We start from the raw sequence: 22,283 nt of genomic DNA, 5'->3' as shown, positions 1-22,283 counted from the left end.
GCGCGCCGCTTCGGCCGCCCAGACGCCAGAAACTGATGGAGACGACTATGAAACGATCAATTTGGGGATTTCTCGCTGCCATGATTATCGCATCTTCAGCCGCCTCTGCTGCCGCCGACAAGCCCGTCTCGATCGTCCTGGTGCATGGCGCGTTCGTCGACGGCTCCGGCTGGCAAGCAGTGTTCGACATCCTGACCGGCGACGGGTACGAGGTGCTGGTCGTGCAGAACCCGACGATCAGCCTTAGCGGCGACGTTGCAGCCACCAATCGTGTGATCGTTGCAGCAAGCAAGTCGGTCGTCCTCGTGGGCCATTCCTATGGCGGGATGGTGATCACCGAGGCAGGCGATAATCCGAAGGTGCAGAGCCTGGTCTACCTTGCCGCCTTTGCGCCCGACGCCAAGGAATCGGTCGCATCGCTTGCTGAGCAACCCGTGCCTGCGGGAGAGTTGGGAGCGCCCCTGCTGCCGCCGAAAGATGGCTACCTGCTGGTCGATCCCTCAAGATTTCCGACCGCTTTCGCAGCAGATGTTGATCCGGCGGTGACCGGCTTCATGGCCGTCGCCCAGGTTCCGTGGGGCTTGGAAGCGGTGCAGACTCCGATCAACAAGGTCGCGTGGAAGACGAAGCCCTCGCACTTCATGGTCACCAAAAAAGACATGATGATACCGCCGACATTCCAGCGGGCCTTCGCCAAGCGGGCTGGCGCCACGACCGTCGAGATCGACAGCAGCCATGCGGTGATGCTGTCGCATCCGAAGGAGGTTGCTGCTTTCATCGAGAGTGCGGCAACCGCGAAATAGCGTACGGTAGGAGCAGACCATGTCTCACATCAAGATCATGGCAACCTTGCTCGCCAGGTCGGGCAAGGCCTCAGAGCTCGAGGCGCTGTTGTTCGGGATGGCGCCCCATTGCCGGCTGGAACCAGGCAATCTGCGGTGGGATGTCTGGCGGGACCAGGCGAAGGCCGAACGTTACGTGCTGGACGAATTGTACGTCGACAACGCCGCGGTCGCGGCGCATCGGGAGACGCCGCATTTCAAGGACTACCTGTCGAAAATTGGCGACCTCGCGGAGAGGAACGCCTTTGTCCTCGACCCCGCGCTAGTTGCGAATAAGAACGGATAGGTAAGTTCAGGCTACGCCAGTGCGCGCGGCTTTATCTTGCCGCGCGAGGACCTCCAGCAACTGACGGGCCCGCGCGGCGCTTGCGCAAGGCAGCGCGTCATCGAATTTGGCACAGACCGGCGAGAGCAGTTCGGCTGCCGCCACCTGCCGGTTGGTTTCGGCCCACAGTTCCGCCAGCGACGTCGAGGCGCAGCCGGAAGAAGAGCACCGCTTTCCCGCACTGTCTCAGCCGCAAGCATCAAGGTTTCCGAGGCGCCGGCCAGATCGCCGTCCAGTCGCTGAAAAAGGCCGCGCACGCGCAGCAATTCCGGCTGCGCCCAGTATTCTCCCTGCCGCTTGCACGATCGAACGCGGCGCTCAGGCTGTCCCGGGCGAGCGCGCGATCGGTGCATTATTGGGCCTCGCCGATCGAGGCGCGTCTTTGCGAGGGCCAGGAGATCGCGCTGGTGGGCGCCGGCAACTCCGCCGGCCAGGCGGCGGTCTATCTCGCCGGCCAGGTCGAGAAGGTCTGGCTGATCGTCCGCGGCGCCAGCCTCGCCGCCTCGATGTCGAAATATCTGATCGAGCGCATCGAGGCCGCGCCGGTTCCGTCAAGCGCGTGGCGTCTGCCGTCGGCGAAGGCGCTCAGGTCGTCGCCGCCATTCATGAATTTCTGGCGAAAGCGCACCGACTGGTATTTGCGAGGGAGGTACCCGATGTCGTTCGAATGTCGCCACGCGGAGCATATCGCCAGGCCGGGGACTACTCCGAAGTAGGATGCCGGTATGTGGGGGAGCCGCACGGGTTGCTCATGGATTGGCGATCAGTGACGAAGCGGGCGTCAGAATCGCGACTTGACGACTGCATGACCGATGCTCGTCTCGGCTATCCGACCTTGCGCGCCAGGAAGCCGCGGATCAATGGCACCATCTCGTCGGCCTTGTCTTCAAGGGCGAAATGGCCGGTATCCAGGAGGTGGAATTCTATCTCAGGCAGGTCGCGCTTGTAGGGATAGGCGCCATCGGCCGGAAAGATCTTGTCGTTCTTGCCCCAGACGACCAACGTCGGGGGCTGATGCTCCCGGAAATAAGCTTGCACGGCGGGATAGAGCAGCAGGTTGGTCCGGTAGTCGTAGAAGAGGTCCATCTGGATTTCGGCGTTGCCAGGCCGGTCTAGTAGCGCCTGATCATGCACCCAGTTGTCGGGCGCGATGCGGCTAACGTCGGCCACCCCGTCGGTGTATTGGAACTTCGTAATCTCGGGAGAGACAAGCACATAGAGCGCTTGGCGGTGGGCATCCGAGTGATCGGACCAATAGGCCTTGATCGGATCCCAGAACTCCTTGAGTCCTTCCTCATAGGCATTGCCATTCTGGACTATGAGAGCTGTGACCCGCTCCGGATGCGCGAGCACCAGACGCCAGCCCACCGGCGCCCCGTAGTCCATGACATACATGGCGTAGCGTTCGACGCCGAGCTGATCGAGCAGGCCAGCGACCAGTTCGCCGAAGCGGTCGAATGTGTAGGCGAACGTCGCCCGCTCCGGCATGTCGCTTTGGCCATAGCCCGGATAATCCGGCGCGATCACATGATAGCGGTCGGCAAGCGCGGGGATCAGGTTGCGGAACATGTGCGACGAGGTCGGGAAGCCGTGCAACAGTAGCACTGCGGGCGCGCCCGCCGCCCCTGCTTCGCGATAGAATATCTTGACGCCGTCGACATCCTTCGTCCGGTGGTGTGTCACGGGAACGGGAGACGCAGCGAGCGGATCGGACGACTGGGCGGATACGGCCTGCGTCGCGGGGACTACGGCTGCCAGCGTCGAAAGTCCCAGGAGCAATCCCCGACGGTCGATCACAGGCAACTCACCGGTGATATCATGGGCTTTCATGGCGTTCCCTGTCTCAATCCGGGTCGTGTTCGAGCGCAGCACCATCACTTTTCCCTTGCTCAAGACTTCTTTCGTTGCTTTCTCGCCAAAGAGAGCGACGGCTTACATCTTATGCTTTCATGGTCCGGTCGGGTGTTAGGACTGGTAAGATCCGGTAAATTGGTCTTGCGGCACTAAGTCAGTGACGAGCGCGTCGTTGGGGTGTCGTGCTGCCGTGCTTGGATCCTACCGCTTCGCAATCCTCGGGGAGATTTCAATGTCCTTTCCTCCTATCCACCGCGTCGTCACCGGACACGATCCCGATGGCAAGTCTATTGTGGTAAGCAATGGCCCGCTGCCCACCGTCGTTGACCTGGCTTCGATTCCAGGGATGATCTTCCATGAGGTTTGGGAGACTCGCGGCACGCCGGCACCGGTCGACAATAGCCCAGACCCAACCACCGGACCGCTGATGCATCAGCCGCCGGCGCACGGCACCCGCATTCGCTTCGTCGACATGCCGCCAGACGAGGAGTACCTGGCGGATAGCGAGTCACAAATGAAGGAGTTGTTCGAAGAGGTCAACGACGCCAAGGGGCTGACCAGAAAGTCCGATTCGCCCCACCCAATGATGCATCGCAGCGAGGCGGTCGACTACGGCATCGTCGTCGAGGGCGAGATGACGCTGGTGCTCGATGATTCCGAGGTGCCGCTGAAGCCCGGCAGCGTTGTGATCCAGCGCGGCACCAACCACGCTTGGGCGAACCGCTCGGGAAAGCTTTGCCGCATGTTGTTCATCCAAATTGACGGCCAGTACGAGCCATCGATCGCCGCAGCACTCGCGCGGCGATGAGCGTACATGCTGTCTGAATGCGTGGGCGAGGTGCCCCAAGCTGGAGAACTCTACGCGGCCTCGCCGTCCCTTGGGCGTGCGAGCGAGGCAAGAAGGCCGGCGGCGACCTGAAGATCGCGCGTGTCGGCCCCTTCCGTAAACTCACTGAATACGGGCAGCAGCATGTTGCGCGCGTCCTGCGGCCTCGATGCCACGCGCCAGAGCCGCGCGAGATCGCTGGCCGCACGCAGCCGCCATGACAGCGCACCAGTCTCAAAAGCGAGTTCCATCGAGGTGAGGAGAGCTGCCTGCGCGTCGTCGGTCTTGCCCTCGGCGCTGAGAATCGCGGCGTGGACCCGTAGGAGTTCGGGCGCGCACCATCGGTCGTTCTTCGCGTTGGCCCGATCGAGCGCGGCTCCGATCGTGATCCCGGCTTCGCCGAGACGACCCTGTCTTGCCTGCAGCTCGGCCAGCACGCCAAGATAATAGGCCAACCGGGCAAGGTGCCCGGTAGCGTGGAATTCCTCGATCGCCCGCTCGACATGCTCGATTTCGTCCGCCGACGCGTCTTCCTGCGCACATCTCAGTGCCGCGCGATAGAACATGGCAACCGGACGGCGGACGTCGAAGCCGTGCCGGTTCGCCTGGTCGTCGAGCATTGCGACATAGCGGGCGCACTCCTCATGCCGTCCGGTCCAGTAGAAAACCGGGCAGACCCAGGACAGTGCATTGCCGAGCGAGAGGTGATGCCTGGTCCCCAGCGCGTAGTCAACGGTCGCGCGCGCGGTGGTCAGCGCGGTGTCGGGCGAACCAGTCAGCCACTGGGCGTGCGACAGCAGGTTCGTCACATCGACTATCCTGTCGGACAAATATCGCACATGGTGGCGCAGGCGCTGCGAGTCGTTGATGTCCCGCATGTTGAGCTCGTGGCGGCGCTCGAAGCGTCCGCGGACGTCCTGGAGGCGACCGACGAAGAGCTCGCCGATACCGAGCGCGACTTCCGCCTCGAGCACCGCGGAGGGGACTTCCGCTGCTGCGATCGAGGCGAATTCCTCCAGCGTGCGGATTGCTGCGTCGTTCTCGCCATTGAACAGCTGGAACACGCCGATCAGCCTGAGGCAGCGGACGTGACAATCGATGTCGCCGATCTCGACTGCGATCTCCAGGGCCCGTCGCATGGCGTCAATCGCCGAGGGCAGGAGACCCTTCGTAAACATCGTCGCGCCGCCGAGCCAGACCTTGAGCTGCATCTCGAGGGACGTCCCCGCGAGCCCGGCCGAGTCGAGCTCATCGACTGCCTGCGAGACGTGGATACGACATTCTTCGGTTAGCGAGAGATGGTTCCACAGCAGAAGTCCCGCGACCGTCAGCCGGATGCGAAGCTGCCGATTGGCAGTGTCCTGCCCGGCCCAGACGAGCGCGCCGCGCAAATCGTCTATTAAACGGCCGTAGGTGGTCCCCCATTCGCCGGCCGGGCGCTGCGTCCACTCGTCCGTGCCCCTCTCGAGCAACTGAAGCACATGTTCCGCGTGACGCTGCCGCACGGCCGGATCCTCGCCGCTGGCGCGCAGGTGCTCAAGGCTATAGGCGCGCATGGTCTCGAGAAGCCGGTAGGCAGGGCCGTCGGCATTGAGGTCGGTCGCAAGCAGCGATTTCGCAGCCAGCTCCGCCAGCGCGTCCGCCGCATCGGCGGGAGCCATGTCCGAAATCGCCGAAGCATCATCAACGCCGAAGACGCCGGCGAAGACGGAAACGGCGCGCAAGAGCGCTGCCTCGCGCTCCGTCAGCAGGCTGTAGCTCCAGTCCAATGTCTCCATCAGCGTGCGGTGCCGTGCCGGCCCCGCTCGACGCCCCACCAGCAGGCGGAAGCGGTCGTCGAGCTGCCGTAGCAGGCCGCCGACCCCGAAGGGATTGACGCGCGCCGCGGCCAGCTCGATCGCCAGCGCGAGCCCGTCGAGCCGCCGGCACAGTTCGGCTGCCTTCGGCGCGTCAGAATCGGTGAGTTCGAACTGCTCCAAACTCTCTGTGGCTCGCTCGACGAAGAGCTGGATGGCGGGGTAGGTGAGCGCTTCCACGGCGCCCGGCTGAGCCGAGGGCGCGGGAGTGCCTAGCCCCGGCAGCCGGCGCACGCGCTCTCCCTTGACGCGAAGTGGCTCTCTGCTGGTGACGAGGATCTTAACGCCCGCCGCGCCCGCCAGGATCAGGTCCGCACACTGGGCTGCCGCCTCGATGATATGCTCGCAACTGTCGAGCACGATCAGCATCTCGCGGTCGCGCAGATGCTCACGCAACGCGGCGAGCGCGTCCGCGGAGTGCACGGCCAAGCCTATCGCTGTCGCTATTGCGTTGGCCGCAAGCGTCGGGTCTCTCAGCAGCGCAAGATCGACAAGCCAGACGCCATCCTTGAATGACCCGAGCGCGTGTTCGGCGGCAGCGAGTGCTACAGTCGTCTTCCCGATGCCGCCGGCGCCGACAATCGACACAAGCCGCGATTTATCTAGATCCTGTCGGATAGTATCGATCGCATCTCTTCGACCGAAGATCCTTGTTGACGCGATCGGCAAATTGTTGCTGCGGGGCGTTGTCCAGGAGGCTGACTGATAGAAGAACGGTCCCTTGGGTTGAACGGGGGCAATGAACCGATAACCTCGCCCCGTGACCGTCGCAATGTACTCTGCCGCGCCTGGCCCGTTGCCTAGAATTCGTCTCAAGGCGGCCATGTTGACCTTGAGATTACTGTCATCGACGTTGATGCTCGGCCAAGCGCGCACCATCAATTCGCGCTTGCTGATCAGTTCGCCGGGCCGCTCGACGAGTGCCGTCAGGATGTCAAGCGCGCGGCCGCCAATCCGAACCGGGACTTCGCCCTGCAGGAGCAACTGGCGATTTGGAACAAGCGTGAATGGCCCGAACGAGAAAGACGTTGGAGCCCGTTCGGCTAAGTTGTCGTCGGTCACAATCTTCCCCCTCGGAACTCCTATCCTCCCCTTGGAACTCCTTCGCGGCTACAATCTGAGTATCGCGCAGTTGCCAGCCTACGGAAAGAGAAAGGAGCTTCGGCCTGGAACTTCCGATGCTGCTGCATGCGCGCATTGCTGAAGGACCGAGGCAGGCTCTGAACCCCGCCAGATGATCCTTCTCAGTCAGGTCGTCGTGCGCCACCCATCGTCGACAGGAGGTGCTCAACCCAGTATGCATTCAGACGCGGCACGATACGTCAGCTTTGGTGCCACTCCCCAGAAGCTGCCATTCGGCTTTCAGCCCCAGAGCCACCAGTCTGAAATGCGCCTCAAGTCGGCCATAAAGGTGAACTCGTCTCCGCCCAGAAGCAGACGTCGTGGATGGCCATGCTGTAGGTCGTAGTGGCGCCACAGCGGACATTCGCCGCTTGTGGCAACGAATATAGGACCTAGGCCCGAGCGAGCTACCACGCGTCCAGTGTTGACCAGGAATGAAGCTACGCCAAACCCGCACGACGGGCGCCTTCTCTGATCGCAGCAATTGCGACAGGATTGGTAACCGGATAGGTGCTGATAAACACTTCGGGTGTGAAGTCCGGGAACTCGTACTTCAGTCGCGAATTGATCTTGGCGACCTGAGGCGTTTCATTGAGCATCGCATGAGTCATTGCCAGAAACAGAAGTGTGGCGGGCGAATCTGGTGCAGATTGACGTAGCGCGACCAGCGATTCCCGATAAAGGCCTAGAACGTAGCTGCATCGCGCAAGCATTCCATAATACCAGGGAACATGAGGATTTAGCCGGACCGCTCGCTTGGCCAGTTCGTATCCCCGCTTCGGGTCGCTACCAACAAGAGCAAGGCTACCCGCAAGAAAGGCAAGTGAGTCAGCGTCATTTGGAGCAGCCGCCAAAACTCGGTCATGTTCTTCGACAGCAGCTTCGACATCACCCTGCAATGCTCGAAGATCAGCAAGCATTATGCGGGCGTAAAAGTCGGCCGGATCGAGCGCCAGCGCTTGCTTGACACATTTGCTCCAGCTCTCGATCGAGCCGGAAACGTTGTCGGTAAACCCGTTGATAGCATCCACAGCGTGCGCAAGTGCCAGCGCGGTCCAAGCTCTTGCTAGACCCGGGTCGAGTTCGATCGCACGCGCCAGAAGCCGTATCGCCTCCTTGTTCGACTCACGGGTGAAAAGGTGCTTCTGCTCAAGCCCAAGCAGATAGCAGTCATAGGCCTGCAAACTTGCTGGAGGCTTCCGACGAGCCGCATCGCGTCGCAGATTGGCGAGCTGACCGTGGCAAGTTGCAAGGACATTGATGACGTTTTCGGTCACGCTGTCCAGCATCGCAAACAGGTTGTTCGCGGAACGATCGTAACGCACCGTCCAAACATCGACCCCTGTGTGGGCGTCGACGAGTTGGACGCGGATGCGCACCCGCTGCCCGTCCACTTGAAAACTTCCCTCGATCACGTAGTCGGCATTCAACTCTCGTCCGAGGGCTCGCACGTCAACACGCCGTCCCTTGTAAGAAAGCATTGTTTGGCGGGCGATCACCGCAAGGTCCCGGTAGCGGGCGAGATCAACTATGAGGTCCGCCGACAAACCGTCCGCGATACGAGTCCAGCGTTCTTCTCCGCTTAGATTGTCGAACGGGAGAACTGCGAGGACCGGTGGACCCGACTCGTCGGTCGAAAGGCTTCCGGGTGGTGCCTGGCTGCGGTCCTGCTGGAGGTGATCGGCAAGTAACCCAACAAGCGCCACCTTGCTGCGAACATCGAGCTTCCGATAAATGGCCGAAAGATGGGTTCGAACGGTGGTAGGCGCTATGAAGAGTGTTTCGCCGATTTCGCGATAAGTCATTCCCTCCGCGAACTTTGCCGCGACCACCAACTCCCGATCAGACAGGCCGGCGAGAGGATTGTCTACAGCGCGAAGCATCGTTCCTATTTCCCTTCCGCTGCCGACCTGTGGCCAGAACCCGATGACCTTGCATCAGGGTGAAAATACTACAGATGCGACATCGAAAACACTGCATTTGCACGATTCCATCCGACGGGTCGGCGTCCTAGCCTCTGCAGGTCGGCAGGGTCTGGTCGCTTGGCAGGCCCTGGTCGATTCAAAACACGGAGGGCCTCCATGACAAAGTTGTCTGACTTGACCGCAATACTGGTCCTGTCGGTGTCGGCGGGGCCATGCTTGTCCGAAGGCACCCAAACTAACGGCAAACTGATTTCCGAAGCAGCGGTGAAAGCTGCCAGCGCTGAACTGTATTCCGACATCCTCGTGCGAGCATGCAGGAACGGATGGCGGTATCCTCGCAGCTACATCGAAAACGGATTCAGGCGCCACCTGGCAGAGCTGAAACTGCAGCTTGTCGATCAGGGTTACACTGTCGTGCCCGACATGACCGCGAATGATCCGCAGGTCCAAGGAACGATATCGGGCACCAAACGCCGTCTGGTTGGCTCGCGCCAATTCAGCTGTTCCCACCCATACTGGCGCGATGAATGACCTTCCAACCCGACGATATGCAATCCGAAAGGCTGATTCGAGTCCGTAGAACGTCATGAAACGAAGGTCCGGATCGGGTCAGATCCTGACGATGCCCACGCCGCCCATTAATGTCCGCTCACGAAGATTCGCAGCCTGAAGCTGCACACCGTGAAGCTGCAACAGGGCACCGCGATCGGCTGAGACAGGCGGCGCGTCGCCCCAAGCATGCCGGGTCGCAGCATCGCCCGATAGTACTTTAGGGGCGCGGGCATGCTCGCCCGCAGGTGCTCGTGAGCTCCGCCTGGAGAGCAGGATCGAGCGAGAAGCCGGGCGACCACTGACGCCAGAGGCGGTCGATGAGGGCGAGATCGCGGGCGGTGGCCATCCAGCCGCTTCCCGGCGGTTGAAAGAGCCCCATGTACCAGCTCCGGCGTAGCTGAGCGGCGTGCGTCAGCCGGCTCATGAACGTGAGTGGGTGAGGGATTGCGAGCGTGACCGCGCGTTTCGATCCGCTCCGGCGCGGTGACGCAGGCATCATATGTGATCAGGGCGCCCCGGTCGTGGCCAATCAACTCCACGGGTCGCCCCGGAGACCAGCGGTCGATCAGCGCGAGCACGTCGCTGGTGAGGGCTGCGAGGTCGAACGGCCCCGCAGTCGGGGACGGCGCGCAAGACGATCGTCGGTTGACCATCGGGATCACCACCCTGCAGCGCGTGAAAGGTGCCGTGTGGCAGGTCGAAGGTGACGTGTTCGAACTCTATGTGTGTCTTCTCAAACCAGCATCGACTGCTGGGCCGAGATACCCGCCGTCGCGCCCTGCCATGATGCCGTGGTGACCGAGGGCATTCCGGGGTTGGCGAGGTCGCCGGCGGCGTAGATGCCGGGTATGCTGGTTTCGCGGCGCTCGTCGACTTTGAGGGCGATGCCGGTCGGCGTATCGACCGTGGCGAGTCCCAGTGATTCATGCAGGCTTGCGGACGGCTTGTTGCGCGGATGCGCGAACAAGATGTCGACTGCGACATTGGGGGCGGTATCGAGCTTGACGGTGGCATTATGGCCCCCGTCACGGGCGATTTCGGTGATCCGGCCATCAACGACAGGTATGTTGCGGCGCGCCAGATCGGCCCGGATATCTGGTGCAATGTCGTGACCATCGGCGAAGACCGTCAACGTGTCGGTCCAATCGTGGTACAGCCTGACATAATTGTGCGACGGCGGGCCGGACCAGACGAGGCCCCAATGCTGGCCGGCGACTTCAAAGCCGTCGCAATAGGGGCAGGGCACGATGGATGTGCCCCAGCTTTCGGCAAAGCCCGGAACATCAGGCATCTGGTCGGCAACGCCATAGCTCAGGATCAGGCGGCGCGCCCCAAGGCTTTCGCCATCGCCAGTGAGGACGGAGAAATTGTCGATGGCGCCGGAGATGCTGTCGGCCCGGGCATTGACCAGCTTGACCGTGGGATAACGCGCCAGCTGCTGCCGCGCCTCGGCCAGGATGTCCAGCGGCGGCTTGTGATCGTGGCCGAGCAAGCCATGCGAGTGGCCGGCGAAGCGGTTGCGCGGCAGGCCGGTATCGAGAACGGTGACCTTGCGGCGGGCACGGCCGAGCTGGAGGGCGGCGGCGAGACCGGCAAAGCTGCCACCGATGATGATGACGTCATCCATAGTGATGGGCTCCGTGTTGTGGTTGGAGGGGGCTGGGCCTGGCGCGAAATTTCGTCCAGCAATATGCGCTCGAGACGGGCAGCGAGCCGGGCTTCGGCATCGACGAGAAAGTCGCCCATCACTGTTTTGGCCGGCCGGACAATGCCGCATTCGATATCGCCGGGCGGCCCGGGGCAACTTGATTTGGAGGACACCTACCCATTGGCTTGCACATTTCAGATACTACATGGTATCGTAATGCAAGAATTAGGATACTGTCAAGGACTGGAATTGTCGTGACCGAAAACAGCCAGGCTCGGCGCGGCCGGCCCGCCAACGAGGCGCTTGGCCAAACGATAGTCGACGCCGCGTGCGAACTCTTTGTGGAATTGGGTTTTCAAGCGACGACATTGGACAAGGTCGCTCGGCGAGCGAGGATATCCAAGCTCAGCATCTATCGGCACTTCGAGAACAAGGAGGCGCTGTTCAGTGCGGCCATCGCGGCCCACTGCCATCAGTTTGCACCACAGGCTCTTATTGAAGGCGTCGACGGTTCGGCAGAACATCAGCTCATGGCGGTGGGAACATCCCTGCTTCGCACGCTGTTGAGCCCGGACGTCCGCAGTGTCGAAGCCATGATCATGGCCGACAAGACGAATCAAAAGTCGTTAAGCAAGCTCCATTACGAAGCCGGCCCCGCCTATGTCATCGCCCAAATCGAGGCCCTGTTGCGTCAGTTGCACGCGAAGGCGGTTCTGAACGTGCCCGATCCTCTCCGGTCCGCCCGCTTGTTTGCCGCGCTTATCAAAGGATCCGATCTCCTGATTATCGCACGCTTCGATCAGGCGAGAGCAGAGGACGACAACGAAATCGAATCCTATTGCCGGTCGGCCGTCGCCATGTTCATCGCCGCGCACGGTGGCAACGACCACGTGGCCGGAGAGTCTCGTTAAGAACGGATCAGAACAAGGATATGGCATGGCAGAGAAAAATGTTTATCAGGTAGCCGACTGGAATGGCCAAAGCGGGGAGCGTTGGGTCGCTTACCAGGCCCGGCTCGATGCCATGATGGCGGTGTTCGGCCAGGCCGCGATCGAAGCCGCCGCGCCCGCCACGGGCGAACGCGTACTGGACGTCGGCTGCGGCGCAGGGGCGTCTAGTCTGCATCTGGCCGCCCGCGTCGGCGCGGGGGGCCATGTGCTGGGCGTGGACATATCCGAACCGCTGATCGGCAGAGCGCGCGCGCTAGCGCCGCAGGATACGCCGGTCCTGTTCCAGGTGGCCGACGCCAGCAGCACCGAGTTGCCCGAGGCCGCGTTCGACATCCTGTTTTCGCGCTTCGGGGTGATGTTCTTTGACGATCCTACGGCGGCGTTCGCTCATATGCGGCGTGCGCTCAAGCCGGGCGCGCGGGTCGCTTTCGTCTGCTGGCGCGGTATGGCCGACAACGATTGGGTGCGCTTGCCGATGGGCGCAATCAAGGACATCGTCCCGCCGATGGTGCCGCCCGATCCCGAAGCGCCCGGCCCGTTCTCGTTTGGCGACCAGGGGCGGGTGGCGCGTATTCTAACGGCGGCTGGCTTCACCGATGTCGCTATCGCGCCATTCGATGCCTCCATCCCGTTTGGCGAGGGGGGGACGCGGGACGCGGCGATCGACGACGCGGTGGAGATGACACTCGAGGTCGGCCCGCTGGCGCGCTCTCTCGCTGATCAGCCCGACGATATCCGCGCCCGCGCCTCGGCCGCGGTTCGTGCCGTCTTCGCGGGCTGCCCCGGCGACCGGTCGGTGATGATCGACGGCGCGGCGTGGATCGTCACGGCGCGCAGTCCGGCAAGCTGACAGGGATTAACAGGGGTAGACGCCCCGTCTCGATGGCTCGGCGTCGGCCGTGACGCGATCGACCCGCACTGGTTGCGGCCGGAACGCAGAGGAGATAGGGCGGCGGGCTTTTGTCCCAGGTCGCACCGCTGCCATTGGTTTATCTCGCGCTCATCGGCGACTACCTCTGGAACGAAATTGACCGTCCCTCGAACGATTCAGGCCAATTCGCGCTAACCAATTCAATCCGAACAAGTCAATTTCCCTTAGCGGGTATTAGTGCAGTAATGCCCACAGAGCCCCTTGGTGCCTGCACAGGCGCGGCGGCGACCGGCTGGGCCTCGGTCAGGAAAGACAGCACGGCCGGGGGTAGCGCTGCGGAATTGGGCGCATAGATGCCGCAACGCGAGATAAGACTCCTCTTGTTGACGCGTTTCCCCAGATAGTGCCAGACGGTGCGGGTGGCGTAGGGCAGATTGTTGGCTCGCCACGATATGCCCATAGTAATGCCCCGCAGGTAACGCCGCTGGTACGTTTCGAACGGCATGAGGATCGTCTGTCCAAAGGTTGGAGCCTCGCCGCGCGTCAGTTCCGTCAGGAAGATGCGCTCGTGGCGATACGCCGCGAGCCCGACGTACCGTGAACGCTGCACGATGCCGTTTTCGGTATCTTCGATGCGCTCAAGCGTGGAAACCAGAACTTGTCCGCCATTTTCGCGCAGGTGAGCGCAGGCGCAGACGATCCGGTCAGGCCAGGACAGCGATGTGTGCCACGCCTGGTAGAATCCGAGATAGGGTTCGAGTGCATGCAGGTCGCCCGGAAAGGCTTCCGCTAGCGGGCCTGTAAGGTCGGCGTGTCGGCGCCGCTCGCCCAATTTGCTGCGGAACACGCCCGGAGGAAGGTCGAAATCGGCTGGTTCGAGGCCAAAGGCTGCCGCGATCGTCAGGAGATTATGGGCGGAAGGAAGGGTTCCTGCATTGAGGTAGCGGTTGAACTGCTGTCGGTTGATACCGATGGTGCGGCATAGATCGGATACCGATCTGTGCGTGCTGCAGGCGAGTTTCAGGTTGCTGCTGAAATTGGCCCATGGTTTGCTCATGGCGACAGTATAAACTCGCTTAAAAACGCTTCAAGCGACGAAATTGCGTTGCCGCGGGCTCTGCCTAGTATCGGCCACAAGGCTTCAGTCCAAAGGGGAACCCAATGAGCGCTTCCAGCAGGTTATCGAGTCTCTCACGCCGTGATCTACTTCAAGCGGGGGTGGCTCTAGGCCTTGTCGCAGCCGCAGGCTCGCTGGCGTCACCGGCCGCGGCGCAAACGCCAGTGCGCGGCGGACAGTTGCGGCTGGGGCTCGATGGCGGCGCCTCCGCCGACACGCTCGACCCGGCCCTGGCATCCGCCAGCGTCAATTTTGTGATCGCGCATTGCTGGGGCGATACGCTGGTCGAATCCGATCCCAAGACGGGCGCGGCGGTTCCCTCGCTGGCCGAATCCTGGTCCCCGTCGGCCGACGCCAAGGAGTGGACCTTCAAGATACGCAAAGACGTTCGTTTCCACGATGGCAAGGCATTTACTGTCAGCGATGCAGTCGAGACCTTGCGCCGCCACGCCGGAAAGAAATCGCAATCGGGCGCACTCGGCCTGCTGTCCGGGATAGACCGCATCGAGGAACGGTCGGGCGACATGGTGGTGAGGCTGAAGGAAGCCAATGCTGACTTGCCGCTGATATTTACCGATTATCATCTTCAGATCCAGCCGGGCGGCGGCGTGGAAAAACCTGCGGCAGCGATCGGCACCGGTCCCTACAAGCTGGTTGCGTTCGAGCCGGGCATTCGCGCCGCTTTCGAAAAAAACACCGACGACTGGCGCCAGGACCGGGGCTACGTCGACAGCGTGCTTATTACCGTGATGAACGACCTGACCGCGCGGACCAGCGCCTTGCGATCCGGTCAGGTCGATTTCATCAGCACCGTCGAACCCAAGATCGTGCCGTTGCTGAAGAGGGTTCCGGGCGTCGAGATCCTGCGCACCTCCGGCAAGGGGTTCTATTCCTTCCTGATGCATTGCGACACCTCGCCCTTCGACAACAATGATCTGCGTTTGGCGCTCAAATATGCGATAGACCGCGAGGCTATCCTCAAGGGGGTTCTGGGCGGGTTCGGCACCATTGGCAATGATTACCCGATCAACGCCAACTATGCGCTCGCGCCTGCCGATATAGAGCAGCGCAATTACGATCCCGACAAGGCTGCATTCCACTTCAAGAAGTCCGGCCTTCAAGATCCAATTCTGCTGCGCACCTCGGAAGCGGCGTTCCCCGGCGCAGTCGATGCGGCCCAGCTTTTCCAATTGAGCGCGGAAAAGGCTGGTATCAAGATCAATGTGCAGCGCGAGCCGAGTGACGGCTACTGGTCGGAAGTCTGGAACGTCAAGCCGTTCTGCACCTCCTTTTGGGGTGGTCGTCCGACGCAGGACGCGCGCTATTCCACTTCCTACGTTTCCAACGCGGAGTGGAACGACACCCGCTTCAAGCGGCCCGACTTCGACAAGATGGTGGTGCAGGCGCGCGGTGAACTGGATGAGACCAAGCGGCGCGTACTCTACCGTGACATGGCGCTGATGGTGCGAGATGAGGGCGGCCTGATACTGCCGGTGTTCAACGACTTCATCAACGCCTGCACGAGCCATCTCAAGGGTTTTGTTCCCGATATTGGCAATGACTTTTCCAATGGCCGCATCGCCAGCCGGGTCTGGCTGGAGGCTTGAACCGGGAAATGATCGTACCTTTCCGGCGGCGGGATAGTGTGCTTGCCACCGCGTGGAGCTTTGGTGGTGATCGCATGACGAACAGGAATTTCCGTGTCATTGAAAATGAGTGGATCGTCCTGAAAGACGACACCCGGCTCGCCGCGCGCATCTGGATGCCCGAAACGGTTCCTGGCGGGGTGCCGGCGGTGCTCGAATTCCTGCCTTATCGCAAACGCAACGGCACCACCGCGCGTGACGAGTCCACCTATCCGGTCTTCGCGGCGGCCGGCATCGCGGGCGTGCGTGTCGACATTCGCGGTTGCGGAGAATCCGACGGCGTGATCGATGGCGAATATACCGCGCGCGAGCTTGCCGACGCCGTCGAGGTTATCGAATGGATCGCAGCGCAGGACTGGTCGAACGGCAATGTCGGCATGATGGGAATTTCCTGGGGCGGGTTCAACGCGCTTCAGGTCGCGGCTCTCAAACCACCAGCTCTCAAGGCCGTGATTTCCCTGTCGTCCACCGTCGACCGCTACAATGACGACATCCACTACAAGAATGGCGCGCATCTATCGGCGCAACTGTCATGGGCGGCGACGATGACTGCCTTCCAGTCGCGGTCCCCCGATCCCGACCTCGTCGGAGAACGCTGGCGCGACATGTGGCTCGAGCGCCTGGAAGGCGAGCCGTTCTTCATGGAGCAGTGGCTCTCCCACCAACGCCGCGACGACTTCTGGCGTCACGGTTCGATTTGCGAGGACTTTGACGGTTTTTCCGTTCCCGCACTGGTGATTGCCGGATGGGCCGACGGCTACCGCAACACGCCCTTGAAGGCGGTCGCCGGGATGCTGGAAATGGCCTGGGGCCTGATCGGTCCATGGGTTCACAAGTATCCGCATTTCGCCTATCCGAAGCCCCGCGTCGATTTTCATGCCGAGGCAATTTCATGGTGGCGGCATTGGCTGTGCGCGGAAGACAACAAGGTGGAGAATACGCCGAGGCTGCGTGCTTATATCCTGGACGGGCCGCGACCCGGCCGCCGGCGCGAGACCGACCCGGGCCATTGGGTTGCCATGGACAGATGGAACGTTCCCGACACACTCGTCCTTAGCCTGGACGCTTCGGGCGGGCTCGCTCGGAGCACTTCATCGCATGCTGAAGGGAAAGCCCTCCTGCACTCGCCTCAGGATACGGGAACCGCTGCGGGAGAGTTCTTCCCGCGGAGGCCGGATTCGGAAATGGCCGGCGACCAGCGTATCGATGATGCTGGATCACTCACCTTCGACAGCGCCGTCCTTGCTGAGGAATGCGTCGTCTTTGGCCAACCGCTCGTAAAACTGTCGCTTTCCAGTGATGCCAACTTCGCCAACCTTGCCGTCAGGCTCGTCGACGTCCATCCCGATGGTGCGGCGACGCGCGTCAGCTACGGTGTGCTCAACCTCTCGCATCGCAACGGCAATGCCGAACCACGCCCTCTGAAGCCGGGCGAGACGGTCGAAATCGAGTTGGTGCTGGATGCGTGTGGCTACCGTTTTGCGCCCGGCCACCGTCTGCGTCTGTCCTTGTCGAGCGCCTATTGGCCGACGATCCTGCCGTCGCCCTGCGACGCAACGCTGATGATCGATCTTGCCACGCTGCGATTGGAACTGCCGCTGCTTGGCGAGCATCGCAGGGTCGAAATCCCGCAGCCACCCAATCCCGATCCTCTGCCCCGTTACGAAGTCCTGACAGACGGATCTTCGGACCGCTCTGTTGAACGCGATCTGCAAAATGGCGTGACGCGCTATCGGGTGCACGAGGACACAGGTCTTAGCCGCCATCCGGGCAACGGCTTGTGCACGCGCGACGTCCGGCAGGAGGTATGGTCGATAGCGCCCGATAACCCGCTGTCGCTGACGGCAGAGGTCCACTGGACTTGCTGTGCCGAGCGGGAAGGCTGGCGAACGCAGAGCCATTGCACCACGCATCTCTCCTGCACGGCGACCGAATGGGTGATTACGGAGCGGGTTGAAGCACTGGCTGACGGTCATAAGGTATTCGAGCGCGAGCGCAGCGCTCGAATACCGCGTGACCATATGTAAGGGTGAGCTACATGCAGGGGTGAGCTACGGCCGGCGTAATCAGGGTGTTCACCGACATCAAATCGGAAAAGACATGGACCAGGCGGGCCTCGCCGACCTTCTCGCCTATGCCCGTCCAGGCGACGCTCGCTATCGTCCGCCTCGATCGTCTTGGCCGATCATTGGCGGAACTGCTTGCAACGGTGAACATGCTGCGGGAGCGACAGATCGCCTTACTCAGCCTCGAGGAAAAGATCGACACATCGTCGGCCGCGGGCGAACTCGTCTTCCATGTGTTCGGCGCCATCGCTCATTTCGAGCGGCGCCTAATCTCTGAACGTACCAAAGACGGTGTGGCGGCTGCGCGTCCCGGTCGTCGAAGCTGAGCGTCCAGCCATGGTGAAAAACATTGGCTGGGCGTCCTTGGGACCCCAGTCCTTGTAGAAGATCCGTACGTCGTCGTCGGTCGTGACAAAGCCCATGGATTTATCGCTGACATCATAAGGCTTCCCTGTGAGGTGAGGATGGCGAGGGCCGGCAAACGGATCGAGTCCGACCCTCACCGAAATGCTCGCCATCCCGGCCGGGATCAGCCAGCTACCGGCGTGTTGAGAAGCTGCTGCTCCCAAAGATACGCGATGCCGCTGCCGCCGAAGTGGTGGATGAGAATCTCGGTCAGCTCCTCGACATGCTCGGTGCGCGCCCAATCGCGTTGCCATTCGCCAGCGAGCGCCATCACGGTCATCGGGTTCGCGCCGGCTGCGATCATCCGCTGGACGGCAACCTCGTGAGATTCCTTCGAAATGCCGCCCGACGCGTCGGTGATCACGGTCACGTCCCAGCCTTCGCCAGCGGCCTGGATCACAGGCATCGCGACGCAGACTTCGGTCCAAAGGCCGGCGATGATCAGTTGCTTGCGGCCGGTCGCCTTGACCGCGTTCACGACCTTCTCGTCCTGCCAGGTGTTCACCCAGGTACGGTCGATCACCTCCTGGCCCGGAAAGACGTCGGTGATCTGCTTGAATAGGAGGCCACCGCGACCCGCAATCACGCTCGTGAGAATGGTCGGAACATTGAAGGCTTTTGCCAGCTTCGCCAACGCGGTCGTGAGATTGACCACAGCTTGCGGATCGTGGCTGTTCAGGTTTGCGAGCTGATAGGGCTGGTGATCGATCAGGACGAGTACCGAGTCTTCAGGACGAAGAAGCGAATCGAGGCCGTTACGAAGGGTCATCAGGACTTCCTTTCTCTGCCGCCATGGACGGGAATGGGTTCACGGGAGACATGCGCCAGCGGGCGACGTTGCCTGGGCACAATTTGCTGTTCCTGTTGGTGATGCGGTAGTGCCATAGTCGGGCGAGCTGTGTCGCGAAACAAGGAACGCCAGGATGGACATCGAAGATCTACAGACATTCGTCGTAGTGGCCGATGCAGGGGGCATATCGTCAGCCGCGCGCCGGCTTGGCGTCTCCAAGTCAATTGTCAGTCGACGGCTCTTTCGGGTTGAAGCGGAGCTTGGCGTCCAGCTTCTTGCACGAACGACCCGCGGCGCCGCGCTCACCGAAGCGGGAATCACGTTCAGGGACCATGCGGCCCGGGCCAGTGCCGAGATCGACACCGCCAGGGAAACGATCCTCCCGACCGGCGACCTTCGCGGCCGCCTAAGGGTTGCCATGCCGCTTACTTTCGGCCCAACCCACTTCGCCCCGGTGATTGCGGAAATGGCGCGTCTGCACCCGAAGCTTCAAATCCATACCTCCTACAGCGATCGCTTCGTCGATCTCATTGCGGAGGGTTTCGATTGCGCGATCCGGGGCGCCTACCTTCAGGACTCCAACTTGATCGCGAAGCGCGTGGGGCCGATCCATGGCAAGCTTGTCGCAAGCCCGGATTATATCGAGGCGCATGGCTCACCTGAGACGCTGGACGAACTCGTCACCCATCAGGCCCTCATGCAGGGAACGGAAGCCTGGCAGTTCATGGATGGCGGCAGGATCGTCACGGTCCAGCCGCAGGGCAGGTTCAAGGCCGACAGCGCCACGGCGCTTGCCGCTGCTGCTGCGGCAGGCCTCGGTATCGCCTGGCTCCCAGATTGCATCACATATGAATATGTGGCCTCCGGTGCATTGGTTCCGATCATGACACGCTATCCGGTACCTCCGGGGGCCGCGTATGTCGTACGCCCGCCGGGTCAGCATCCCGCGCGGAAAGTGCGGGTGCTCACCGAAATGCTGACTGAGTATTTCAAAAGGAACCCGGAAGTTTGGGGTCTCGACCCCTAGTAGAACGCGAACCGCTCAAGGCCCTGTCAAGGAACCGACTTCCATCATCGGGACAGCACCGGGGCGGGCGCGGTGTCACCCATCCGGAGCGCACATCAGCGGCCGCCCGAGGCGGCTTTACCCGGGCTCTACTCTACCGGGCCGGTGGCTTCCTAGGCTCCAGGACGAAGCGGCCATCGCTCCTGAGGATGATTACCCTGGCTGCCTTGTGAGCCATCGGGCAGCGTTCCTCCCCCCGCAACACTGTTTGGCACTTCTCGACACTAATCGGGACCAATGCCGAACACCAAATTCCGGATCAGGCCGTCGAGCGGGTGTCGCATCCTACGCGAACCAATTGGATGCCTGAACTAAGTTGGTAGAAAAGGACGGACACATGATCGATCTGAGTGGGAAGCGTGCATTGGTGACTGGAGGATCGCGGGGCATCGGGGCCGCGATCGCGTTAGCACTGGCGGAGAGCGGCGCCGACGTTGCATTTACTTACCGGCGCTCCGCCGAGAAGTCTGATGCGGTGGTCAAGTCCATCGAAAACATGGGGCGTCGCGCAGTCGCCATCCAAGCCGACAGCGCCGCCCCGGAGGCCATCATGCGCTCCGTGAGCCAAGCCGTCTCGGCGCTCGGTGGACTCGATATCCTCGTCAACAGCGCGGCTATCGGCCACACCGGAGCGATCGCCGAGATCGACGTGAACGACTATCAGGCCGTGATGGACGTCAACGTGCGAGCGCCAGTGCTGTTTGCGACAGCAGTTATCCCGCATCTCACCGAAGGGGGACGCATCATCACGATCGGTTCGGCCCTGGGAGAGCGGGTCCCATTCCCAGGCATAACGGTTTACGCGATGTCCAAAGCGGCACTTACCTCCTTTACCCGCGGTCTTTCGCGTGAACTCGGTCCGAACGGCATCACCGTGAATCTCGTGCAGCCCGGGGCGACCAATACGGATGCAAATCCGGCGGATGGGGAGGCTGCCGATTTCCAGCGAAGCCTGACGCCACTGGGACGCTACGCCGAGCCGCGCGAAATCGCGAACGCTGTGGTCTTTCTGGCAAGTCCCGCCGCGAGCATGATCACGGGCTCCATCCTGACCGCCGACGGTGGCGCAACCGCCTGAGCGGACTTGATGTTCGCAAGCGGGCCAATTGCGTGCTCGGCAATGCATCGAGCGCCCCATCGCCATTCGCGCTAAGCCCCGGCCTTGACAGAGTCGGGTCGAGGACGACGTGAAGGAGGCAGCCCTGTGGACTCCGCGTTGAGACTCAGGAGTTTGAGCTAACCGCTCAACCACGCCAGCGAGAAGGAGCAATTGCCGTGAAGGTTCGCAAGTTCAACATCACCGACGCAGTGCTGGAGCGTTCCCCGGGGCAGGGCGGAGACGTATTTGTGGGCAATCTGATCGACCAGCACGATGCCTCCCCGATCACCATCGGATACGGGCGCTATGGGCCGAACCAGACGCTTGAGGAGACAATGGCCGTCGATGATGTGATGGTCGTCCTCGAGGGGCGGCTGTCGGTGTCCGGAAAGTCAGGCAGCGTCACCGCAGGGCCGGGCGAAATCGTCCATATGCCCAAAGGCCAGAAGGTCACGATCCGCTCGCACGAGCAAGGCGCGGTCACTGCCTATGTCACCTATCCCCACTGGCAGGAGGCGCGGGGGTAAGTCCTCCGGGGTGACGCCGCAGTTCGACGTCCAGGCGGATCATGCTCATCCGAGTAGGCGTTGAGGTCTCGCCTGCGCAGATCTGGCGCGAGGCCTCTCCGCTTTGTCCCAGCGACGGCTCGCGCGCATCTGAGCTCACTATGAAGCCTGGACCAAACCTGCACGACGGGCTGCTTGTAAGAATGCCCTTCTTGCTTGTTGTGGGGCCCGCCATCCGTCCAGGGAGTCGCGGCAAGTGCGGCAGGCTGCTCGATAGCTTGGTCCTCTCGCCCATTCTGGCCATTGGTCATAAAGGCACTCAAGTGCTTCCCAACTGCTGGCAACCAACCGCTCCCTTGAGGGTCTCACGCGCAGTCTCACTGGTTCGGGAAATCGAATATCCCTCATGGTTTCCTCCGTTCCGACAGATCGATTACATCGATTTGTTGAAATGGCCTCCCGCAGCGAAGGTGCCGACTGCCTTGGCCGCGACGATGTCGCCTGCGGCCTGTACAAGCAAATCCATGCGGCGGGCGAAGGCAACAAAAGTGCTGCGAGCGGTTTCGGCATCCACCTCGCCGGCAAGGGCTGCCCGACAGGCATTGAGCGCGACGCCATGAGCAGGGTTTCGCTTCGATGGCGGCCATTCATCAAGCAGGACGAAGGCGTCCTTTACGCTTTGAATGTCGGTTGGAAACCCAAGACCCACGAGCACCCTCACGGGATGCTGAAATTGATTGTGTTCCATGTGTTCCTCCGTTCACGTGGTTAGCTCAATCAATCGGAAGCCTTTCCCACGGCGCGTGCGCGATAGGTT

General features: G+C 61.9%; 19 protein-coding genes and 3 pseudogenes. 14 read left to right on the top strand and 8 right to left on the bottom strand.

Going from position 1 to position 22,283, the window contains the following annotated elements:
* The first annotated feature begins 47 nt into the window (after positions 1-47).
* The 3 genes and pseudogenes from AC1D1N_RS10470 to AC1D1N_RS10460 form a co-directional block, all read left to right on the top strand.
* Complete coding sequence (locus AC1D1N_RS10470) at positions 48-803, top strand: alpha/beta fold hydrolase (RefSeq protein ID WP_477348359.1); 756 nt, start codon at positions 48-50, stop codon at positions 801-803.
* Positions 804-822: 19 nt separating this feature from the next.
* Positions 823-1,128 carry a putative quinol monooxygenase gene (locus AC1D1N_RS10465; RefSeq protein WP_112563013.1) on the top strand — a complete coding sequence of 102 codons (306 nt, stop codon included), beginning with the start codon at positions 823-825 and terminating at the stop codon, positions 1,126-1,128.
* A gap of 380 nt (positions 1,129-1,508) precedes the next feature.
* Positions 1,509-1,712, top strand: a pseudogene (locus tag AC1D1N_RS10460) (thioredoxin reductase); the annotation flags it as partial.
* A 280-nt stretch (positions 1,713-1,992) separates the two neighbouring features.
* On the opposite strand, the gene AC1D1N_RS10455 reads toward AC1D1N_RS10460, so the two are convergent.
* Positions 1,993-2,997 (bottom strand): alpha/beta fold hydrolase, encoded by a 1,005-nt coding sequence (locus AC1D1N_RS10455; protein WP_477348863.1) that lies wholly within the window; start codon positions 2,995-2,997, stop codon positions 1,993-1,995.
* A 256-nt stretch (positions 2,998-3,253) separates the two neighbouring features.
* Here AC1D1N_RS10455 and AC1D1N_RS10450 point away from each other — a divergent pair, with 256 nt between their 5' ends.
* Positions 3,254-3,829: a cupin domain-containing protein gene (locus AC1D1N_RS10450; RefSeq protein ID WP_112563006.1), complete on the top strand. Its 576-nt coding sequence runs from the start codon at positions 3,254-3,256 to the stop codon at positions 3,827-3,829.
* Between the two features lie 50 nt (positions 3,830-3,879).
* Here AC1D1N_RS10450 and AC1D1N_RS10445 read toward each other — a convergent pair whose 3' ends face one another.
* Together AC1D1N_RS10445 and AC1D1N_RS10440 are read right to left on the bottom strand one after the other, a co-directional pair.
* Positions 3,880-6,765, bottom strand: a complete 2,886-nt coding sequence (locus AC1D1N_RS10445; protein WP_477348357.1) for an ATP-binding protein — start codon at positions 6,763-6,765, stop codon at positions 3,880-3,882.
* Between the two features lie 500 nt (positions 6,766-7,265).
* Positions 7,266-8,708, bottom strand: a complete 1,443-nt coding sequence (locus AC1D1N_RS10440) for a LuxR C-terminal-related transcriptional regulator (protein ID WP_477348355.1) — start codon at positions 8,706-8,708, stop codon at positions 7,266-7,268.
* Positions 8,709-8,906: 198 nt separating this feature from the next.
* Between AC1D1N_RS10440 and AC1D1N_RS10435 the strand changes: the two genes are divergently transcribed.
* The gene (locus tag AC1D1N_RS10435; RefSeq protein ID WP_477348353.1) at positions 8,907-9,281 is read left to right on the top strand and encodes a hypothetical protein; all 375 of its coding nucleotides are present in this window, start codon (positions 8,907-8,909) and stop codon (positions 9,279-9,281) included.
* A gap of 754 nt (positions 9,282-10,035) precedes the next feature.
* Here the strand turns inward: AC1D1N_RS10435 and AC1D1N_RS10430 are convergent.
* Positions 10,036-10,929, bottom strand: coding sequence for an NAD(P)/FAD-dependent oxidoreductase (locus AC1D1N_RS10430; protein ID WP_477348351.1), 894 nt, complete (start codon positions 10,927-10,929; stop codon positions 10,036-10,038).
* Positions 10,930-11,204: 275 nt separating this feature from the next.
* On the opposite strand from AC1D1N_RS10430, the gene AC1D1N_RS10425 reads away from it, so the two are divergent.
* Complete coding sequence (locus AC1D1N_RS10425) at positions 11,205-11,861, top strand: TetR/AcrR family transcriptional regulator (protein ID WP_477348349.1); 657 nt, start codon at positions 11,205-11,207, stop codon at positions 11,859-11,861.
* A gap of 25 nt (positions 11,862-11,886) precedes the next feature.
* Positions 11,887-12,750 (top strand): class I SAM-dependent methyltransferase, encoded by an 864-nt coding sequence (locus tag AC1D1N_RS10420; protein WP_477348347.1) that lies wholly within the window; start codon positions 11,887-11,889, stop codon positions 12,748-12,750.
* Between the two features lie 235 nt (positions 12,751-12,985).
* Here AC1D1N_RS10420 and AC1D1N_RS10415 read toward each other — a convergent pair whose 3' ends face one another.
* Positions 12,986-13,828: a helix-turn-helix domain-containing protein gene (locus tag AC1D1N_RS10415; protein WP_477348345.1), complete on the bottom strand. Its 843-nt coding sequence runs from the start codon at positions 13,826-13,828 to the stop codon at positions 12,986-12,988.
* A gap of 104 nt (positions 13,829-13,932) precedes the next feature.
* Here AC1D1N_RS10415 and AC1D1N_RS10410 point away from each other — a divergent pair, with 104 nt between their 5' ends.
* The 3 genes and pseudogenes from AC1D1N_RS10410 to AC1D1N_RS10400 all read left to right on the top strand — a co-directional run.
* Complete coding sequence (locus AC1D1N_RS10410; protein ID WP_477348343.1) at positions 13,933-15,495, top strand: ABC transporter substrate-binding protein; 1,563 nt, start codon at positions 13,933-13,935, stop codon at positions 15,493-15,495.
* Between the two features lie 74 nt (positions 15,496-15,569).
* Positions 15,570-17,561, top strand: coding sequence for a CocE/NonD family hydrolase (locus AC1D1N_RS10405; protein WP_477348341.1), 1,992 nt, complete (start codon positions 15,570-15,572; stop codon positions 17,559-17,561).
* Positions 17,562-17,668: 107 nt separating this feature from the next.
* Positions 17,669-17,848 (top strand): annotated as a pseudogene (locus tag AC1D1N_RS10400) (recombinase family protein); the annotation flags it as partial.
* Here the strand turns inward: AC1D1N_RS10400 and AC1D1N_RS10395 are convergent.
* Both AC1D1N_RS10395 and AC1D1N_RS10390 read right to left on the bottom strand, forming a co-directional pair.
* A pseudogene (locus tag AC1D1N_RS10395) lies at positions 17,826-18,022 on the bottom strand (alpha/beta fold hydrolase); the annotation flags it as partial. The pseudogenes AC1D1N_RS10400 and AC1D1N_RS10395 sit on opposite strands and share 23 nt — an antisense overlap.
* Positions 18,023-18,129: 107 nt before the next feature.
* Complete coding sequence (locus AC1D1N_RS10390) at positions 18,130-18,774, bottom strand: hydrolase (protein ID WP_477348340.1); 645 nt, start codon at positions 18,772-18,774, stop codon at positions 18,130-18,132.
* A 154-nt stretch (positions 18,775-18,928) separates the two neighbouring features.
* Here AC1D1N_RS10390 and AC1D1N_RS10385 point away from each other — a divergent pair, with 154 nt between their 5' ends.
* The 3 genes from AC1D1N_RS10385 to AC1D1N_RS10375 all read left to right on the top strand — a co-directional run bounded on the left by AC1D1N_RS10385 (position 18,929) and on the right by AC1D1N_RS10375 (position 21,487).
* Complete coding sequence (locus AC1D1N_RS10385; RefSeq protein ID WP_477348338.1) at positions 18,929-19,822, top strand: LysR family transcriptional regulator; 894 nt, start codon at positions 18,929-18,931, stop codon at positions 19,820-19,822.
* A gap of 376 nt (positions 19,823-20,198) precedes the next feature.
* The gene (locus AC1D1N_RS10380) at positions 20,199-20,939 is read left to right on the top strand and encodes an SDR family NAD(P)-dependent oxidoreductase (protein WP_477348336.1); all 741 of its coding nucleotides are present in this window, start codon (positions 20,199-20,201) and stop codon (positions 20,937-20,939) included.
* A 191-nt stretch (positions 20,940-21,130) separates the two neighbouring features.
* Positions 21,131-21,487 carry an ethanolamine utilization protein gene (locus AC1D1N_RS10375; protein WP_477348861.1) on the top strand — a complete coding sequence of 119 codons (357 nt, stop codon included), beginning with the start codon at positions 21,131-21,133 and terminating at the stop codon, positions 21,485-21,487.
* A 138-nt stretch (positions 21,488-21,625) separates the two neighbouring features.
* Here AC1D1N_RS10375 and AC1D1N_RS10370 read toward each other — a convergent pair whose 3' ends face one another.
* The gene (locus AC1D1N_RS10370) at positions 21,626-21,874 is read right to left on the bottom strand and encodes a DUF982 domain-containing protein (protein ID WP_477348334.1); all 249 of its coding nucleotides are present in this window, start codon (positions 21,872-21,874) and stop codon (positions 21,626-21,628) included.
* Between AC1D1N_RS10370 and AC1D1N_RS10365 the strand changes: the two genes are divergently transcribed.
* A complete protein-coding gene (locus AC1D1N_RS10365; RefSeq protein WP_436260833.1) occupies positions 21,873-22,238 on the top strand; it encodes a hypothetical protein in 366 nt (121 codons plus the stop codon). The two genes, AC1D1N_RS10370 and AC1D1N_RS10365, sit on opposite strands and share 2 nt — an antisense overlap.
* The last annotated feature ends 45 nt before the right edge of the window (positions 22,239-22,283 follow it).

Source organism: Mesorhizobium sp. P2_B5 (assembly GCF_056404775.1).
This window is presented reverse-complemented; position numbering and strand designations above follow the sequence as displayed.

Excerpts from the sequence above, each read along its gene's own strand:
- AC1D1N_RS10470 (WP_477348359.1), top strand. The coding sequence starts at position 48 with ATGAAACGATCAATTTGGGGATTTCTCGCTGCCATGATTATCGCATCT.
- AC1D1N_RS10385 (WP_477348338.1), top strand. The coding sequence starts at position 18,929 with ATGGACATCGAAGATCTACAGACATTCGTCGTAGTGGCCGATGCAGGG.
- AC1D1N_RS10420 (WP_477348347.1), top strand. The coding sequence starts at position 11,887 with ATGGCAGAGAAAAATGTTTATCAGGTAGCCGACTGGAATGGCCAAAGC.
- AC1D1N_RS10465 (WP_112563013.1), top strand. The coding sequence starts at position 823 with ATGTCTCACATCAAGATCATGGCAACCTTGCTCGCCAGGTCGGGCAAG.
- AC1D1N_RS10450 (WP_112563006.1), top strand. The coding sequence starts at position 3,254 with ATGTCCTTTCCTCCTATCCACCGCGTCGTCACCGGACACGATCCCGAT.
- AC1D1N_RS10415 (WP_477348345.1), bottom strand. The coding sequence starts at position 13,828 with ATGAGCAAACCATGGGCCAATTTCAGCAGCAACCTGAAACTCGCCTGC.
- AC1D1N_RS10365 (WP_436260833.1), top strand. The coding sequence starts at position 21,873 with ATGGTTTCCTCCGTTCCGACAGATCGATTACATCGATTTGTTGAAATG.
- AC1D1N_RS10370 (WP_477348334.1), bottom strand. The coding sequence starts at position 21,874 with ATGAGGGATATTCGATTTCCCGAACCAGTGAGACTGCGCGTGAGACCC.
- AC1D1N_RS10455 (WP_477348863.1), bottom strand. The coding sequence starts at position 2,997 with ATGAAAGCCCATGATATCACCGGTGAGTTGCCTGTGATCGACCGTCGG.
- AC1D1N_RS10410 (WP_477348343.1), top strand. The coding sequence starts at position 13,933 with ATGAGCGCTTCCAGCAGGTTATCGAGTCTCTCACGCCGTGATCTACTT.
- AC1D1N_RS10430 (WP_477348351.1), bottom strand. The coding sequence starts at position 10,929 with ATGGATGACGTCATCATCATCGGTGGCAGCTTTGCCGGTCTCGCCGCC.
- AC1D1N_RS10440 (WP_477348355.1), bottom strand. The coding sequence starts at position 8,708 with ATGCTTCGCGCTGTAGACAATCCTCTCGCCGGCCTGTCTGATCGGGAG.
- AC1D1N_RS10405 (WP_477348341.1), top strand. The coding sequence starts at position 15,570 with ATGACGAACAGGAATTTCCGTGTCATTGAAAATGAGTGGATCGTCCTG.
- AC1D1N_RS10390 (WP_477348340.1), bottom strand. The coding sequence starts at position 18,774 with ATGACCCTTCGTAACGGCCTCGATTCGCTTCTTCGTCCTGAAGACTCG.
- AC1D1N_RS10435 (WP_477348353.1), top strand. The coding sequence starts at position 8,907 with ATGACAAAGTTGTCTGACTTGACCGCAATACTGGTCCTGTCGGTGTCG.
- AC1D1N_RS10380 (WP_477348336.1), top strand. The coding sequence starts at position 20,199 with ATGATCGATCTGAGTGGGAAGCGTGCATTGGTGACTGGAGGATCGCGG.